Source organism: Streptomyces sp. NPDC006235 (assembly GCF_040613735.1).
Taxonomy (GTDB): Bacteria; Actinomycetota; Actinomycetes; order Streptomycetales; family Streptomycetaceae; genus Streptomyces.
In genome coordinates this window covers 14676-30016 of the sequence record NZ_JBEXSR010000037.1, presented here as the reverse complement: position 1 = coordinate 30016, position 15341 = coordinate 14676, and the positions used below count along the sequence as shown (strand labels likewise).

The 15341-nt window shown below is 69.8% G+C and carries 13 protein-coding genes and 2 tRNA genes; 11 read left to right on the top strand and 4 right to left on the bottom strand.

Annotated elements, in window-relative coordinates; genetic code table 11:
* Positions 1-8 precede the first annotated feature (8 nt).
* From recF to ABZ192_RS32430, 8 genes are all read left to right on the top strand, one after another.
* The gene (gene recF / locus ABZ192_RS32465; protein WP_306965489.1) at positions 9-1130 is read left to right on the top strand and encodes a DNA replication/repair protein RecF; all 1122 of its coding nucleotides are present in this window, start codon (positions 9-11) and stop codon (positions 1128-1130) included.
* Positions 1127-1717 carry a DciA family protein gene (locus tag ABZ192_RS32460; RefSeq protein WP_356928056.1) on the top strand — a complete coding sequence of 197 codons (591 nt, stop codon included), beginning with the start codon at positions 1127-1129 and terminating at the stop codon, positions 1715-1717. The genes recF and ABZ192_RS32460 overlap by 4 nt, the downstream gene beginning before the upstream one ends.
* A gap of 416 nt (positions 1718-2133) precedes the next feature.
* Positions 2134-4206, top strand: a complete 2073-nt coding sequence (gene gyrB, locus ABZ192_RS32455; RefSeq protein WP_356928055.1) for a DNA topoisomerase (ATP-hydrolyzing) subunit B — start codon at positions 2134-2136, stop codon at positions 4204-4206.
* Positions 4207-4248: 42 nt separating this feature from the next.
* Positions 4249-6843 (top strand): DNA gyrase subunit A, encoded by a 2595-nt coding sequence (gyrA, locus tag ABZ192_RS32450; RefSeq protein ID WP_356928054.1) that lies wholly within the window; start codon positions 4249-4251, stop codon positions 6841-6843.
* Between the two features lie 18 nt (positions 6844-6861).
* The gene (locus ABZ192_RS32445; protein WP_356928053.1) at positions 6862-7677 is read left to right on the top strand and encodes a DUF3566 domain-containing protein; all 816 of its coding nucleotides are present in this window, start codon (positions 6862-6864) and stop codon (positions 7675-7677) included.
* Positions 7678-7785: 108 nt separating this feature from the next.
* Positions 7786-7862 (top strand) — tRNA-Ile (locus ABZ192_RS32440).
* A gap of 155 nt (positions 7863-8017) precedes the next feature.
* Positions 8018-8365 carry a DUF1330 domain-containing protein gene (locus tag ABZ192_RS32435; RefSeq protein WP_356928052.1) on the top strand — a complete coding sequence of 116 codons (348 nt, stop codon included), beginning with the start codon at positions 8018-8020 and terminating at the stop codon, positions 8363-8365.
* An 85-nt stretch (positions 8366-8450) separates the two neighbouring features.
* The gene (locus ABZ192_RS32430; RefSeq protein WP_356928051.1) at positions 8451-9362 is read left to right on the top strand and encodes a hypothetical protein; all 912 of its coding nucleotides are present in this window, start codon (positions 8451-8453) and stop codon (positions 9360-9362) included.
* 76 nt (positions 9363-9438) lie between these two features.
* Here ABZ192_RS32430 and ABZ192_RS32425 read toward each other — a convergent pair whose 3' ends face one another.
* Positions 9439-9816, bottom strand: coding sequence for a DUF6344 domain-containing protein (locus tag ABZ192_RS32425; protein WP_356928050.1), 378 nt, complete (start codon positions 9814-9816; stop codon positions 9439-9441).
* Between the two features lie 337 nt (positions 9817-10153).
* On the opposite strand from ABZ192_RS32425, the gene ABZ192_RS32420 reads away from it, so the two are divergent.
* Both ABZ192_RS32420 and ABZ192_RS32415 read left to right on the top strand, forming a co-directional pair.
* Positions 10154-10282 (top strand): DLW-39 family protein, encoded by a 129-nt coding sequence (locus tag ABZ192_RS32420; RefSeq protein WP_003999697.1) that lies wholly within the window; start codon positions 10154-10156, stop codon positions 10280-10282.
* A 254-nt stretch (positions 10283-10536) separates the two neighbouring features.
* Positions 10537-11832: a hypothetical protein gene (locus ABZ192_RS32415; RefSeq protein ID WP_356928049.1), complete on the top strand. Its 1296-nt coding sequence runs from the start codon at positions 10537-10539 to the stop codon at positions 11830-11832.
* A 23-nt stretch (positions 11833-11855) separates the two neighbouring features.
* Here the strand turns inward: ABZ192_RS32415 and ABZ192_RS32410 are convergent, their stop codons facing one another.
* A complete protein-coding gene (locus ABZ192_RS32410) occupies positions 11856-13409 on the bottom strand; it encodes a serine/threonine-protein kinase (protein WP_356928048.1) in 1554 nt (517 codons plus the stop codon).
* Positions 13410-13670: 261 nt separating this feature from the next.
* A complete protein-coding gene (locus ABZ192_RS32405; RefSeq protein WP_243380052.1) occupies positions 13671-14219 on the bottom strand; it encodes a DNA-binding protein in 549 nt (182 codons plus the stop codon).
* 183 nt (positions 14220-14402) lie between these two features.
* Here ABZ192_RS32405 and ABZ192_RS32400 point away from each other — a divergent pair.
* Positions 14403-14475: transfer RNA gene (locus tag ABZ192_RS32400), tRNA-Ala, on the top strand.
* Between the two features lie 143 nt (positions 14476-14618).
* Here ABZ192_RS32400 and ABZ192_RS32395 read toward each other — a convergent pair.
* Positions 14619-15320, bottom strand: a complete 702-nt coding sequence (locus ABZ192_RS32395) for a DUF5324 family protein (RefSeq protein ID WP_356928047.1) — start codon at positions 15318-15320, stop codon at positions 14619-14621.
* Positions 15321-15341: the final 21 nt, after the last annotated feature.

The following is a 15341-nucleotide window of genomic DNA, read 5'->3' as shown; positions in this document are numbered from 1 at the left end:
AAACGACCATGCACGTCACGCATCTGTCGCTGGCCGACTTCCGTTCGTATCCCCGGGTCGAGGTCCCGCTCGACCCGGGGGTGACGGCCTTCGTCGGCCCGAACGGGCAGGGCAAGACCAACCTCGTCGAGGCCGTCGGCTATCTGGCCACCCTCGGCAGCCACCGCGTCTCCTCCGACGCCCCCCTGGTCCGCATGGGCGCCGAGCGCGCGATCATCCGGGCCCAGGTGCGGCAGGGCGAGCGGCAGCAGCTGGTCGAGCTGGAGCTGAACCCGGGGCGCGCCAACCGGGCCCGTATCAACCGGTCCTCGCAGGTCAAGCCGCGTGATGTGCTGGGAATCGTACGGACCGTGCTGTTCGCCCCCGAGGATCTCGCCCTGGTCAAGGGCGACCCCGGTGAGCGGCGCCGCTTCCTCGACGAGCTGATCACCGCCCGGTCCCCGCGCATGGCCGGAGTCCGCTCCGACTACGACCGGGTCCTCAAGCAGCGCAACACCCTCCTGAAGTCGGCCGCGCTCGCCCGTCGGCACGGCGGCCGCAGCATGGACATGTCGACGCTCGACATCTGGGACCAGCATCTCGCGCGCGCGGGCGCCGAGTTGCTCGCCCAGCGTCTGGATCTGATCGCTGCCGTGCAGCCGCTCGCCGACAAGGCGTACGAGCAGCTCGCCCCCGGCGGCGGCCCGGTCGCCCTGGAGTACAAGCCCTCCGCGCCCGGCGAGGCCCACACCCGCGAGGACCTGTTCGAGCAGCTGATGGCCGCGCTCGCCGAGGCCCGCAAGCAGGAGATCGAGCGGGGCGTCACCCTGGTCGGCCCGCACCGGGACGACCTGCTGCTCAAGCTCGGCCAGCTGCCCGCCAAGGGCTACGCCTCCCACGGCGAGTCCTGGTCCTACGCGCTGGCGCTGCGCCTGGCCTCGTACGACCTGCTCAGAGCCGAGGGCAACGAGCCGGTGCTGGTGCTCGACGACGTCTTCGCCGAGCTGGACACCCGCCGCCGTGAGCGCCTCGCCGAGCTCGTGGCGCCCGGCGAGCAGGTCCTGGTGACGGCCGCTGTCGACGACGACGTTCCGCATGTGCTGTCGGGGGTGCGGTTCGCCGTGTCCGAGGGGACGGTGGAGCGCGTATGACGGAGAACACACCGGAGAACGCACCCGACAGCACACCGGGGAACACAGCGGAGAGTCCGTCCGGGAAGACGCCCGGGCCCCGGTCTCCCGAGCCGTCCGGCGTGGACCTCGCGCGCGTGGCGCTCCGTGCCGCCAAGGACGCCGCACGCGCGCGTGGCGACGCGGCACAGCAGAAGAAGCAGGCGCGCCGCGGTGGACTGCGCTCCGGCGCGCGCGCCGACGGCCGCGACCCCATGGCGCTCGGCTCCGCGATCAACCGGCTGATCACCGAGCGCGGCTGGGAGGCCCCGGCCGCGGTGGGCGGGGTGATGGGCCGCTGGCCGCAGATCGTCGGCGAGGACGTGGCCAAGCACTGCGTGCCCGAGAGATACGACGAGGACGAGCACGTCCTGTCCGTGCGCTGCGACTCCACGGCCTGGGCGACGAACCTCCGGCTGCTCGCCCCGACCCTGGTGGCGCGCCTCAACGAGGACCTGGGCCACGGCACGGTGAAGATGATCAAGGTGCAGGGCCCCGGCGGGCCCCACCGCCGCTACGGCCCGCTGCGCGCCCCCGGGAGCACCGGCCCGGGCGACACGTACGGCTGACGGGCCCGATCGGCACCTGTTTCCCGCCAATCCACAGCACGTGACTGACATCACAAAAATGGGCGCCGACGGCTCGTCCGGAGCCCCGGCGCCCCTCTCTCCGCCCCACCGCACACGGTTGCGAATCGCGACCTGACTCCGAAGTAGCCAAGGGTTGACGGCCGGAAGCGCTGAGTGCCTCCGTGAGCCTCTTGGGGCCCCCATCCGCATATCGGGAGTCGGGGAAGACCGGTTGAGGGCGGCACATGCGGACTCAGGTACCGGCAAACCCCCATCAGTGTCAGTGCTACCGGTAGACTGGAAGCAATCCCGCCCCAATCGTGGGGACCGTCCGGGAAAAGCTGAGCAACGCTGATCAAGGCTTACCAACGCAACATGCCGCAGCCGCTCCGGCAACCCGCCGACGAGCCTGGCTCGTGCTGTGCCAGAAAGGGCGCTTCGTGGCCGATTCCGGCAACCCCAACGAGAACATCCCGTCCACCGAGGCCCCGGCCGGAGTCGCCGAGGCCTCCGTAACGGCGTCGTACGACGCCAGTGCCATCACCGTCCTCGAGGGTCTGGACGCGGTCCGCAAGCGACCCGGCATGTACATCGGCTCGACCGGTGAGCGAGGACTGCACCACCTCGTGTACGAGGTCGTCGACAACTCGGTCGACGAGGCGCTGGCCGGCCACGCGGACACCATCGACGTGACGATCCTCGCCGACGGTGGCGTCCGGGTCGTCGACAACGGCCGTGGCATCCCGGTGGGCATCGTCGCCTCCGAGGGCAAGCCGGCCCTCGAGGTCGTGCTGACCGTGCTGCACGCGGGCGGCAAGTTCGGCGGCGGCGGTTACGCGGTCTCCGGCGGTCTGCACGGCGTGGGTGTCTCCGTCGTGAACGCGCTGTCCTCGAAGGTCGCCGTCGAGGTCAAGACCGACGGCCACCGCTGGACGCAGGACTACAAGATGGGCGTCCCCACGGCGCCGCTCGCCAAGCACGAGGCCACCGAGGAGACCGGCACCTCGGTCACCTTCTGGGCCGACCCGGACATCTTCGAGACCACGGACTACTCCTTCGAGACGCTCTCGCGGCGCTTCCAGGAGATGGCGTTCCTCAACAAGGGCCTGCGCATCAACCTCACCGACGAGCGAGAGTCCGCGAAGGCCACCTCTGGGGCGGACGAGGCGGGCGCGGACGAGACCGCCGACGTCAAGACGGTGAAGTACCACTACGAGGGCGGCATCGTCGACTTCGTGAAGTACCTCAACTCCCGCAAGGGCGAGGCGGTTCACCCCACCGTCATCGACCTGGAGGCCGAGGACAAGGACAGGCAGCTGTCCCTCGAGGTCGCCATGCAGTGGAACAGCGGCTACACGGAGGGCGTGTACTCCTTCGCCAACATCATCCACACCCACGAGGGCGGTACGCACGAAGAGGGCTTCCGGGCCGCGCTGACCTCGCTGATCAACAAGTACGCGCGCGACAAGCGGCTGCTGCGCGAGAAGGACGACAACCTCACGGGTGACGACATCCGCGAGGGTCTGACCGCGATCATCTCGGTCAAGCTCGGCGAGCCCCAGTTCGAAGGCCAGACGAAGACGAAGCTGGGCAACACCGAGGTCAAGACCTTCGTCCAGAGGGTCGTCTACGAGCACCTGAACGACTGGCTGGACCGCAACCCGAACGAGGCCGCGGACATCATCCGCAAGGGCATCGCGGCGGCCACCGCGCGCGTGGCGGCCCGCAAGGCGCGCGACCTGACCCGTCGTAAGGGCCTGCTGGAGACGGCGTCCCTGCCGGGCAAGCTCTCCGACTGCCAGTCGAACGACCCGACCAAGTGCGAGATCTTCATCGTCGAGGGTGACTCCGCCGGCGGTTCGGCCAAGTCCGGCCGCAACCCGCAGTACCAGGCGATCCTCCCGATCCGCGGCAAGATCCTCAACGTCGAGAAGGCGCGCATCGACCGGATCCTGCAGAACCAGGAGATCCAGGCGATGATCTCCGCGTTCGGCACGGGTGTGCACGAGGACTTCGACATCGAGAGGCTCCGCTACCACAAGATCATCTTGATGGCCGACGCCGACGTCGACGGCCAGCACATCAACACCCTGCTGCTGACCTTCCTGTTCCGCTTCATGCGGCCCCTGGTCGAGGCCGGGCACGTGTACCTCTCCCGTCCGCCGCTCTACAAGATCAAGTGGGGCAAGGACGACTTCGAGTACGCCTACTCCGACCGCGAGCGCGACGCCCTCATCGAGATGGGCCGCCAGGCCGGCAAGCGCATCCGGGACGACTCGGTGCAGCGCTTCAAGGGTCTCGGCGAGATGAACGCCGAAGAGCTGCGCATCACGACCATGGACCAGGAGCACCGCGTCCTCGGCCAGGTCACCCTCGACGACGCCGCCCAGGCCGACGACCTGTTCTCGGTCCTCATGGGTGAGGACGTCGAGGCCCGCCGCGCGTTCATCCAGCGCAACGCCAAGGACGTCCGCTTCCTCGACATCTGAGTCGGTCTCAGCTGACCGCACCAGGAAGGACCTTCACCAGCAATGACCGACGAGAACACTCCCGTGACGACGCCCGAGGGTGACGCCCTGGCCATGCGCGTCGAGCCCGTCGGGCTCGAGACGGAGATGCAGCGCTCGTATCTCGACTACGCGATGTCCGTCATCGTCTCGCGTGCGCTGCCGGACGTCCGCGACGGCCTCAAGCCCGTCCACCGCCGCGTGCTGTACGCCATGTACGACGGCGGCTACCGCCCCGAGCGCGGCTTCTACAAGTGCGCCCGCGTCGTCGGCGACGTCATGGGCAACTACCACCCGCACGGCGACTCCTCCATCTACGACGCCCTCGTGCGTCTCGCCCAGTCGTGGTCGATGCGCATGCCGCTCGTCGACTCCAACGGCAACTTCGGCTCCCCGGGCAACGACCCGGCGGCGGCCATGCGGTACACCGAGTGCAAGATGGCGCCGCTGTCGATGGAGATGGTCCGTGACATCGACGAGGAGACCGTCGACTTCACGGACAACTACGACGGCCGCTCCCAGGAGCCGACCGTCCTGCCGGCCCGCTTCCCGAACCTGCTGATCAACGGCTCGGCCGGGATCGCGGTCGGCATGGCGACCAACATCCCGCCGCACAACCTGCGCGAGGTGGCCGCCGGCGCCCAGTGGTACCTGGAGAACCCCGAGGCCTCGCACGAGGAGCTCCTGGACGCGCTCATCGAGCGCATCAAGGGCCCGGACTTCCCGACCGGTGCGCTCGTCGTCGGCCGCAAGGGCATCGAGGAGGCGTACCGCACGGGCCGCGGCTCCATCACCATGCGCGCGGTCATCGAGGTCGAGGAGATCCAGAACCGCCAGTGCCTGGTGGTCACGGAACTGCCGTACCAGGTCAACCCGGACAACCTCGCCCAGAAGATTGCCGACCTGGTGAAGGACGGCAAGGTCGGCGGCATCGCGGACGTCCGTGACGAGACGTCGTCCCGCACGGGCCAGCGGCTCGTCATCGTGCTCAAGAGGGACGCGGTCGCCAAGGTCGTCCTCAACAACCTCTACAAGCACACGGATCTGCAGACGAACTTCGGCGCCAACATGCTGGCGCTGGTGGACGGCGTGCCGCGCACGCTCTCGCTCGACGCGTTCATCCGCCACTGGGTGACGCACCAGATCGAGGTCATCGTCCGCCGTACGAAGTTCCGCCTGCGCAAGGCCGAGGAGCGGGCGCACATCCTGCGCGGTCTGCTGAAGGCCCTGGACGCGATCGACGAGGTCATCGCGCTGATCCGGCGCAGCGACACCGTCGAGATCGCGCGCGGGGGCCTGATGAGCCTCCTGGAGATCGACGAGATCCAGGCCAACGCCATCCTCGAGATGCAGCTGCGCCGACTGGCCGCCCTGGAGCGCCAGAAGATCGTCCAGGAGCACGACGAGCTCCAGGCGAAGATCACCGAGTACAACGAGATCCTGGCCTCCCCGGTCCGTCAGCGGGGCATCGTCAGCGCCGAGCTGGCCGCGATCGTCGAGAAGTACGGCGACGACCGCAAGACCAAGCTGATCCCGTACGAGGGCGACATGTCCATCGAGGACCTGATCGCCGAGGAGGACATCGTCGTCACGGTCACCCGGGGCGGCTACATCAAGCGCACCAAGACCGACGACTACCGCGCCCAGAAGCGCGGCGGCAAGGGCGTCCGCGGTACGAAGCTCAAGGAAGACGACATCGTCGACCACTTCTTCGTGTCCACGACGCACCACTGGCTGCTGTTCTTCACGAACAAGGGCCGCGTCTACCGCGTCAAGGGCTACGAGCTGCCCGACGCCGGCCGGGACGCGCGCGGCCAGCACGTCGCGAACCTGCTCGCCTTCCAGCCCGACGAGGCGATCGCCGAGATCCTGGCGATCCGCGACTACGAGGCGGTTCCGTACCTCGTTCTCGCCACCAAGGCCGGACTTGTGAAGAAGACGCCTCTGAAGGATTACGATTCGCCGCGTTCCGGCGGTGTGATCGCGATCAACCTCCGTGCGCAAGAGGACGGTTCGGACGACGAACTGATCGGAGCCGAGCTCGTCTCGTCGGACGACGATCTGCTTCTGATCAGCAAGAAGGCACAGTCGATCAGGTTCACCGCCTCGGACGAAACCCTGCGCCCCATGGGCCGTGCCACCTCGGGTGTCAAGGGCATGAGCTTCCGCGAGGGCGACGAGCTGCTCTCGATGAATGTTGTTCGACCCGGTACGTTCGTGTTCACTGCCACCGACGGCGGGTACGCGAAGCGGACCAACGTCGACGAGTACCGCGTCCAGGGCCGCGGCGGCCTCGGCATCAAGGCCGCCAAGATCGTGGAGGACCGTGGATCTCTCGTCGGCGCGCTGGTGGTCGAGGAGACCGACGAGATCCTCGCCATCACGCTGGGTGGCGGTGTGATTCGTACGCGAGTCAACGAGATCAGGGAAACCGGCCGTGACACCATGGGCGTCCAACTGATCAATCTGGGCAAGCGCGATGCCGTCGTGGGCATCGCACGCAACGCCGAGGCGGGACGCGAGGCGGAAGAGGTCGACGGCGACGTGGTCGTCGACGAGACCGCCGATGGTGCCGCGACCGCCGGCACGGACGAGGGTGAGGCGCCCTCGGCCGAGTAGCACGAGGAGTGAGTCAGCGTGAGCGGAGCCACGGGCGCCGGACCGACCGGAACCCCGAAGGGTACGGAGACGGACGACGGCGGCCGTGGCTCCGCCGCGCGTGCGGCGGATCCGCACACGACCAACCTGAAGGCGATCAAGTCCCCGACCAAGGACTCGTCTGACAGGCATGAATCACAGGGGGGAACTGTGACGGACACCAGAGGTCCGCAGACCCAGCAGAACACCGCTGGAGCGGGCCCGTCCGCCTCCGGCGCCCAGCGGCAGCCCGAGCCGGCCGCGCAGGAGAAGGGCGCCGCGCAGACGGCCTCCCCCCTGCCGGGGGAACGGCAGACACAGCAGCAGGCGGGGCCGTACCACCCGCCGCAGGCCTACCCGGCGCAGCCGGCGGCGGCCGGTGCGGGAGCCGGTGCCGCCGCCGCTGCCGTGCGGCGTCCGCGTACCGGTGCGCGCACCACGCCGCGCGTCCGCAAGGCCCGCCTGCGGGTGGCCAAGGCCGACCCGTGGTCGGTGATGAAGGTCAGCTTCCTGCTCTCCATCGCCCTGGGCATCTGCACGATCGTGGCGGCCGCGGTGCTGTGGATGGTGATGGACGCGATGGGCGTCTTCTCCACGGTCGGCGGCACGATCTCCGAGGCGACCGGCTCCAACGAGTCCAACGGCTTCGACCTCCAGGCCTTCCTGTCGCTGCCCAACGTCCTGATGTTCACGTCGGTCATCGCGGTCATCGACGTCGTCCTGGCGACGGCCCTCGCGACGCTCGGCGCGTTCATCTACAACCTGTCCGCGGGCTTCGTGGGCGGTGTGGAGCTGACCCTCGCCGAGGACGAGTAGCCCTCCCGGCGATGGATGTCGGTGTCCCGACAACCGATTTTGGGACTGCCCATGTCGTGCGCTAATCTTCAGGGGTCAGCGCGCGGGACACACACCGCAGAGCGCGGCGGGGCTATAGCTCAGTTGGTTAGAGCGCATCCCTGATAAGGATGAGGCCACAGGTTCAAATCCTGTTAGCCCCACCAGCGAAAAGACCCCCGGTCCACTTGGGCCGGGGGTCTTTGACGTCCACGGCTGACACCAGCCGGCCCGTCCGGCGCTTACCTCGCAGGTAATCGCGGCGCACGGAGCGCCTGGCTACGTTCAAGGCGTCGTACCGGAGCGAACGAAGGAAGCGGACGTGCCCGCATATGGCTTTGCGCACCTACGTGACCGCCGTCACCACCCTGACATCCTGGAGTACCTGGAACGCATCCAGGACACCCTCGACCCGTTCCATGGCCGTTTCCTGATCCACGGCCCGCCGACCGAGGTGGTGGAGGGGAGCTGGCCGGGCAGCATGGTGCTGATCGAGTTCCCCGGCCTGGCCGAGGCCCGCGCCTGGTACGCGTCCCCCGCGTATCAGGAGATCCTGCGGCTGCGGACCGACCACATCGACGGGGACGTCGTGCTGGTCGAGGGCGTCGGCCCTGGATACGACCCGCGTGAGCGTGCGGAGAAACTCAGGGGATTCCTGAGGCCGCTGTGACGCCTGCTGACGCTCCGGCGCTTCTTCAGTGAGGCCGGCCGGCCTCCCGGAGCATTCCCTTGGGGGAACCTTGACGAGAAGCACCATGCCCAGACGCGTCCTGGCCCGGACGGTGGGCGTAGTCGCGGCGCTGGCCGTCGCCCTCGCGGTCGCGCCGCTGGCGGGCACCGCGCAGGCCTACGGCGCGGCGACGGGAACGCTGAGCTTCAGCGGTGACGCGGGTGAGCCCATATCCGGCGGTCAGTCGTACGCGTACACGGCCGGAGCGGTCCAGATGTTCGACGTCCAGGGCAGCACGGACGGGAACAGCCTCACCGTCGCCGTCGACGCGGAGCAGGGCACGCTGTGGCGTCTCATCGTCGCCGCCCCGGATGGCCAGAAGCTGACCGAGGGTACGACGTACACCGGGGCGAAGCAGTGGCCCGACGCCCAGCCGGAGGATCCGGAACTGGTGTTCAGCGGGATCGCCAACGGGACCGAGAAGGGGTGCAACACCACCTCCGGTTCCTTCACCATCGAGCACATCGCCTTCGGCCCCTACGGCTACGTCAGCGAGCTCGACGCCACCTTCGAGCAGTACTGCAACGGCTCGGCGGTGCCTCTACGCGGCGCGGTGCACGCGGTCATGCCCGAGCCCCCGGCCGAACTCGCCATGGGGATGACCCTCGACCCCGAGGGCACGGCGGAGGTCCCCGAGGGACGGATCACCGTCGGCGGCACCGTGACGTGCAACAAGCCCGCGAGCGTCTCGCTCGCCGGCCAGGTCTTCCAGATCCAGAAGAAGGGGGCACCGGGCGCGTCCTACCAGACGACCGTGGTCTGCACCCCGGGTGCGCCCGTCCCGTGGTCGGTCAGCCTGACCAGCCAGGAGCCCGGCACCTCGTTCCAGCCCGGTACCGCGACGATGCGCAGCAGGGCCAGGGCGGATGACCGGGACTACCCGGTGACGGTCGACACCGGACAGCAGGAGTCACAGATCACGCTCTCCAAGGGCTGATCGCCGTCGAAGAAGGCCCGGTGGCTCCTCGGAGCCGCCGGGCCTGTACGCGCGTCGCCGGGAGGTTCCGGTGATCTCAGCGCTGCAGCGGCGTGAGATGGTCCGCCGGGTCGCCGTCACCGTCGGCGTCGGTGTCGTCGTCGGAGCAGTCGGAGGTGGGTGACGCCGTCGTGTCCGCGAGCGGGCGGTGCCGGCAGCTGGGGGACTTTCCGTGGGCCTCGGCGTGGATACGCTGCTTCATCGTGGGGGGCAGGGCCTTGGCGTAGGACAAGGACCAGGGGACGGTCGCCGCCGGTGCCGTCCGCTGCTGCGGGATGAGCGCGCTGTTGCGCTTCTGCTCGGCCTGCGGTACCGCCGCCGCGGCGGTCGCGGTGACGAATCCGAGCGCCGTGCACAGCGCGAGGAAGGCGGTGACGATGGCGGTCCACAGCTTCATGACCTTGCTCCGGGCCATAACCCCTCACTTTCGGGTTGGGCGATTTGCGTACTTTCCTCATGATGTGTATGGGGGGCGAGAAGTGGTGGACCGACGCCCGTGGCGCGTCGATGTTCAGATGAACACCACCCGGATGGACGCAAGAGGGGCGAAAAGCTGAGGAAGGAGGAGAAGAGCGGTCGAAGTAACCGTCCGTCGGCGTGTGATCACTCTCCGGCCGGATCGCTGGACTCCGCTTCTATCGCGGTTTCCCGGGCGGGAGTTGAGGTCCGACTCAGGTCACCGATCGGTATCGGTCGGTGTGTATAGTCGGGCGCCAGAGGTCCCCTACGTCAAGGAAAGACGAGGTCGCGCGGTGAAGAAGCTTCTCCTGGTCGCACTGGCCGCCATCGGCGGGCTCCTCGTGTACCGCCAGATCCAGGCGGATCGCGCCGAGCAGGATCTGTGGACGGAGGCGACTGACTCCGTGCCCACGGGTTCGTGAGTCACGACATCCCAAAGCGAGTACACCCCGGCCGCCTCGCGGTCGGGGTTTCGTGTGTTTGGGCGGACGGCGGGGCGGTGGACGCGGCGGCGGGGCAGGATGGGCCACGGTTCCACGGTTGGTGGACGCACGGCGGTTCTGCGGTCCGGTGACGTGAGGGGTGGCGCGTGAGGGGACGGTGTCGTACGGCTCGGAGGCGTGCGGCCTGGGGGCGAGCGGGTGTGTGGCGCGGTCGTCGCGGTCGGCGTCCGTCGGTGGTCGTGCGCCTGGGCGCCGTGGCGGTGGTGCTGGGGACGACGGCTGTCGTGGTGCCCGGACAGGCCGCCCTGGCCGCCGCCGGGGCGTCCGGTACGGCGCAGTCGCCGAGCCCGTACGCCTTCGCCGGTGACGCCCGGAGCATCAAGGGGGCGAGGAGCACCGCCGACGCCGTGGCGCTGACGCCCGGCACGACCTACAAGAGCTCACTCCCGAGCAGCGGCAAGGTCAGCTACCGCCTCCAGCTGGACGCCACGTCGAACGCGTACGTCTCCGTCACCGCCGTCCCCTCCCCCGGCAGCACCGTCTCGGTCATCGACGGGCTCCAGGTGTCCGTGGAGGACGACGACGGCACCCCCTGCTCCAGCGATGTCACGACTTTCGGCGCCGCCCGCAGCCCACACCCGATCGCGGCGTGGGGCCGGCGCGAGATCTCGCCCACCAAGCCGTTGTGCCGGGAGGCCGGAACCTACTACGTGTCCGTCGAGCGCGCCGACCCGAAGGGCGAGGGCTCCTCGCCCGACGCCTGGGACCTGGAACTCGTCGCCATGACGGAGCCCGGGACGGAGAAGACCGGGCCGACCAGCGCACCCGAGGTGTGGAACTCCGCCTCGCCCCAGCCGCTTCAGGAGGAGGCCGAGAACCGCCGGGGCGGTGCGGGGTTCGCCGCGGCGACCCCGCTGGACCAAGGAGTCTGGCGGGACGACATCCGGCCCGGCCAGACCCTCTTCTACGAGGTGCCGGTCGACTGGGGCCAGCAGCTCCATGTCACCGCCGACCTGGGCAGCACGGCCTCCGGAGGCACCGGCTACACGTCCGACGCGCTGGACCTGGCCCTGTACAACCCGGCGCGCGGCCCCGTCGCGGACGTGGGCGTCGGCTACAACGGCGGCCAGAAGTCCGGCAGCCTGCCTCCCCTGCCGCCGGTCGACCACGCCAACCGCTACGCCGTCATCAAGCAGGTCGGTGCGATGCGCTTCGCCGGCTCCTACTACCTCGTCGCGCACCTCGCGAAGAGCGTCGCCGACAGCTTCGGGGACGGGCCGTTCCCGATGACCCTGCGGGTCCGGGTGAGCGGTCAGCCGCGCAGCGGTCCCGACTACGTGGGGGAGTCCGAGCCGCAGGGCGTCTTCGAGGTGTCGGACGAGGACCGGGAGGCCGCGGCCGAAGGCGTGGCCGGGGGTGACGACACCGCGATGCGGGTCGTCGCCGTGGGCGGCATCGGCACCGGGAGCGCGCTGCTGGTGGGGCTCGGGGTGTGGACCGTGGTGGCTCGGCGCAGGAGCACCGGGTGAGGCTCTCTGAGGTCCAGGAGGGTTCAGATGCGGGCCAGGGCCCAGAACTCTACGGCGTAGCAGGCCAGGGCGAGGAGCAGGAGCGGGACCGCCACCTTGGCCGGCGGGCCGGGGCGGCGGGGACGGCGTGCCCGGTGCCGTGAAGTGCCCTGGCCGGGCGGAGTCCCTTGTCCGGGCGGCGGGGCATGCGGGGTCGGGCTCTGCGTGGTGTACGGGGCTGTTGAGGTGTGGGTGAGCTGCTGTGTTGCCGGGGGCAGCGGCTGACTGGGATAGCCCGCGTGGTGCGGGTGTGCCGGAGGCGCCGGGTGCGAGGGCGACCGCGGGTGTGTGGGGTCGTAGGGGGAGTAGAGGGCGTGCTGGGGTGAGGCCTGCGCTTGTGCTTCTGCCTGTGCCTGTGCCTGTGCGGCATGGTCCGGTGTGGGGGAGCCGGTGCCCGTGGCCTGTGGCGGCGGCAGGTGGAAGCTGCCGGTGTCCGACATGGAGGGCGGCTGGGCGGGAGTGGCCGGCGGGGCGGTGTCCTGGCCGGGGCCGGGCCGTAGGACCGCGGCGTCCGGGCCTTGCCGCGAAACCGGCGCGTCCGTTCCCGAGGGGGCCGGGGCGTCCTGCCGGGACCGCGGCTCGTCAGCCGGACGGTACCGCTCGTTCGTCGCCGGGCCGACCGGTTCGCCCTCTCTCGGCGGCAGACCCCGCGCTCTCTCCAGCGGGCCGTCCGGCGCGAACCCCGGGGGCAGCGGGCCGAGTTGGTCGAAGATCTCGATCAGTTCGTCGTCCGGGCCGGGCTCGGGCAGGAGCTCCGCGGCGGCGGCGAGCGCCTTGCGCGCCCCCGTGGCCGTACGGAACCGGGCCTGCGGGTCCGGCTGGAGCAGCATGGCCACCACCTGCCACAGCGGCTCCGGGATGCCCTTGGGCGCACCGGGAGTCCCGTGCTCGGCGAAGTACTGGATGAGCGCCTTGCTGTCCGGCTTGGCGCCCTCCAGCAGATACAGCGCGACCAGGCCTACGGCGAACAGGTCGGCGGGGAAGTCCGGCTCCGCGCCCATCATCTGCTCGGGCGCGAGATAACCGGGCGTCCCCACCACGAGGTTGGTCTCGGTCAGGCGGGGCTCGCCCAGCCGCATCGCGATGCCGAAGTCGGACAGCCGCAGCCGCGGCCGGCCCGTGCCGGTGGCTTCCAGCAGGATGTTGGCGGGTTTGACGTCACGGTGCACCACGTCCTCCGCGTGGACCGCGGCCAGGCCCGCCAGCAGCTGGTCGAGCAGCGTGCAGACGAAGGCCGGCGGCAGAGGCCCGTAGTCCCCGACGAGGTGGACCAGTGAGCCGCCCGCGACCAGGTCCATGGTGAACAGGACCTTGTCGTCGTCGGCGGCCCAGCTGGTCGGGGCGAGCACATGGGGATGGTCGATCCGCAGTGCCTGTTCCCGGACGAAGCGCAGCAGCGAGTGCGCGTCGCTCTGGAGCAGGACCTTGGCGGCAACATAGCGGCGGCGGCGGTGGTCCCAGGCACGCCAGACGGCGCCGACCCCTCCGCGCCCGATCGGATCGACCAGTTCGTACCGGCCGGCGAACACCTCACCCATGGCTGTACGTCGCTCCTCCCCCTGTGGTCTCCCCCCTTGCTTCCCCCTCGACGAGCGTGACGACTCCCCGACGGGCGAAACGACTCCCTGCGCCCCCCATGACTCCCCCGAGACTCTCCCGATGAGTGATACACGTCCCCCTCGCGTCGAACGGTCCCCCGTACGGCACACGCCCCCTCGTGTCCGCCCGTACCGTGACGCAGCCCTCGTCACCTCACCCGATGCCCGGTGCCGAACCCCCTTCGGCGGCCGGGCGACGGGTCAGTTCTGGTGGGACTGGTAGTGCGCGACCGCGTCCGACGTGCGGCCGGCGCCGTACACCCGGAGGAACTCGGCCAGCTCCGGGTGGGTCGGGGCGAGCGTCTCCGCGGCGTCGATGATGTCACCCGCCGCCGCCACCGAGCGCAGCAGCGACTGGATCTCCCGGACGACCCGCTTGACCGTGGGCGCCCCCGAACTGCTCGTGGTCTGCGTGGTGTTGCTGAGCACCGAGCCCCCCTGTGACTTCTTGATCTCCTCCATGCGCTCCGTGGCCTCGGCCGCGCTCACGCTGCCGTCCGCGACCTGCCCCGCCAGGTCCTGAAGCAACTGCACCCGCTGCACCACAGCGGGGTTGCCGATCTTCGCCCGCTGGCCGCTCATGAGCTGCGACAACATCGGTGCGGACAGTCCCAGAACCCCCGCGAGACGAGCCTGGTTGAGACCAAGATCGTCGATGAGCCTACGGAAGAGCGCCCCCAGCGGCTCCCCGTACCAGTTCCGCTGCAGTTCCCGCGCTCTTGCGGTGGCTTCCTGCTGTGCGGCGTCCATTGCGTCTCCCCATCGCTTCCCCAAGTACGGCGGTTCGCGGTAGCGAACCACGCCGAGCATCTTACGGAGAGTGGTCGGCGACGGGGACCCCCAATCCTTTTGCGGAATCATGGGGGTGACCCGGTACTCTGGTCTCCGACGCCCGCCGGGACAAGATTTTCTCCGGGCGGACGTTCCTCTTCCGGGGCCTTAGCTCAGTTGGTAGAGCGCTGTCTTTGCATGGCAGATGTCAGGGGTTCGACTCCCCTAGGCTCCACTCTCAACCCCTCCGAACTGCGGAAACGTGGTTCGGGGGGCTTTCGTTTCACGTGAAACAGCGCGGCGGGGCGGGAGACTCGCAGGCTCGGACGTCCGAGCCTCAAGTCTCCCGCCCCGCCGCGCTATTCGATCCGGTGGCCGTCAGGGACGGTCGTCGGGCTTGGTGGCCTCGTCCTCGGCCTGCTTCGCCTCGACCTCCGGGTCCAGAACGGACTGGCCACTGCCGTCCACGGAGGACAGACGGCCCGACTCGGGAACCTCCGTCGCGGCGGGCGGCTCCACCAGCCAGTCCGGGTTGGCCTGCTTGTCCCACCACTTCCACGCCGCGAAGGCACCGCCCGCGAGGGCGCCCAGAACGACCAGCGTCTTCATGGCCCGGCCGGCCCTCGCCCGCCGTTCCTGCCTGCGGATCAGCTTCTGGACCTCCTTCGACGAGACCTGACCGCGCAGCGCGGCCATCGCGGCCACACTCCGGGCGGCGGCCTCGCTCGTGACGGGCACGGCCGCGGCCACCGCCTGCTCGAGCCTCGGCCTGGAGTACTCCGCCGCCTGCCGGGCGGCCTTGCGCGTGCGGACGGCGGCCTCATGGGCGGCCTGGTCGACCTTCGGCGGCACATGCGTGCGGGCCTGCTCCAGATACGGCTGCACATGGGCGCCGTACTGGACGCGCGCCTGCCCGGCGGCCTGCGTCACCTTGGGCGCTAGCCGTACGCGTGCCTCGTGTGCGTAGTGCGCGGCCCTGTCCTTGGCCGTGTCGGCGTAGGGCGCCACCACTTCCGCGGCGTGCAGCACGCTGTCCTTCGCCGAACCAGTCGCGGCGCGCACGCTGTCGATGCGGGTCACGGGTTCCTCCTCCTCGGTGGC

What these genes read in the sequence shown, in the direction of transcription:
- recF (WP_306965489.1), top strand. Translation starts at nt 9, where the DNA reads ATGCACGTCACGCATCTGTCGCTGGCCGACTTCCGTTCGTATCCCCGG.
- ABZ192_RS32460 (WP_356928056.1), top strand. Translation starts at nt 1,127, where the DNA reads ATGACGGAGAACACACCGGAGAACGCACCCGACAGCACACCGGGGAAC.
- gyrA (WP_356928054.1), top strand. Translation starts at nt 4,249, where the DNA reads ATGACCGACGAGAACACTCCCGTGACGACGCCCGAGGGTGACGCCCTG.
- ABZ192_RS32430 (WP_356928051.1), top strand. Translation starts at nt 8,451, where the DNA reads ATGCCCAGACGCGTCCTGGCCCGGACGGTGGGCGTAGTCGCGGCGCTG.
- ABZ192_RS32425 (WP_356928050.1), bottom strand. Translation starts at nt 9,816, where the DNA reads ATGGCCCGGAGCAAGGTCATGAAGCTGTGGACCGCCATCGTCACCGCC.
- ABZ192_RS32410 (WP_356928048.1), bottom strand. Translation starts at nt 13,409, where the DNA reads ATGGGTGAGGTGTTCGCCGGCCGGTACGAACTGGTCGATCCGATCGGG.
- ABZ192_RS32405 (WP_243380052.1), bottom strand. Translation starts at nt 14,219, where the DNA reads ATGGACGCCGCACAGCAGGAAGCCACCGCAAGAGCGCGGGAACTGCAG.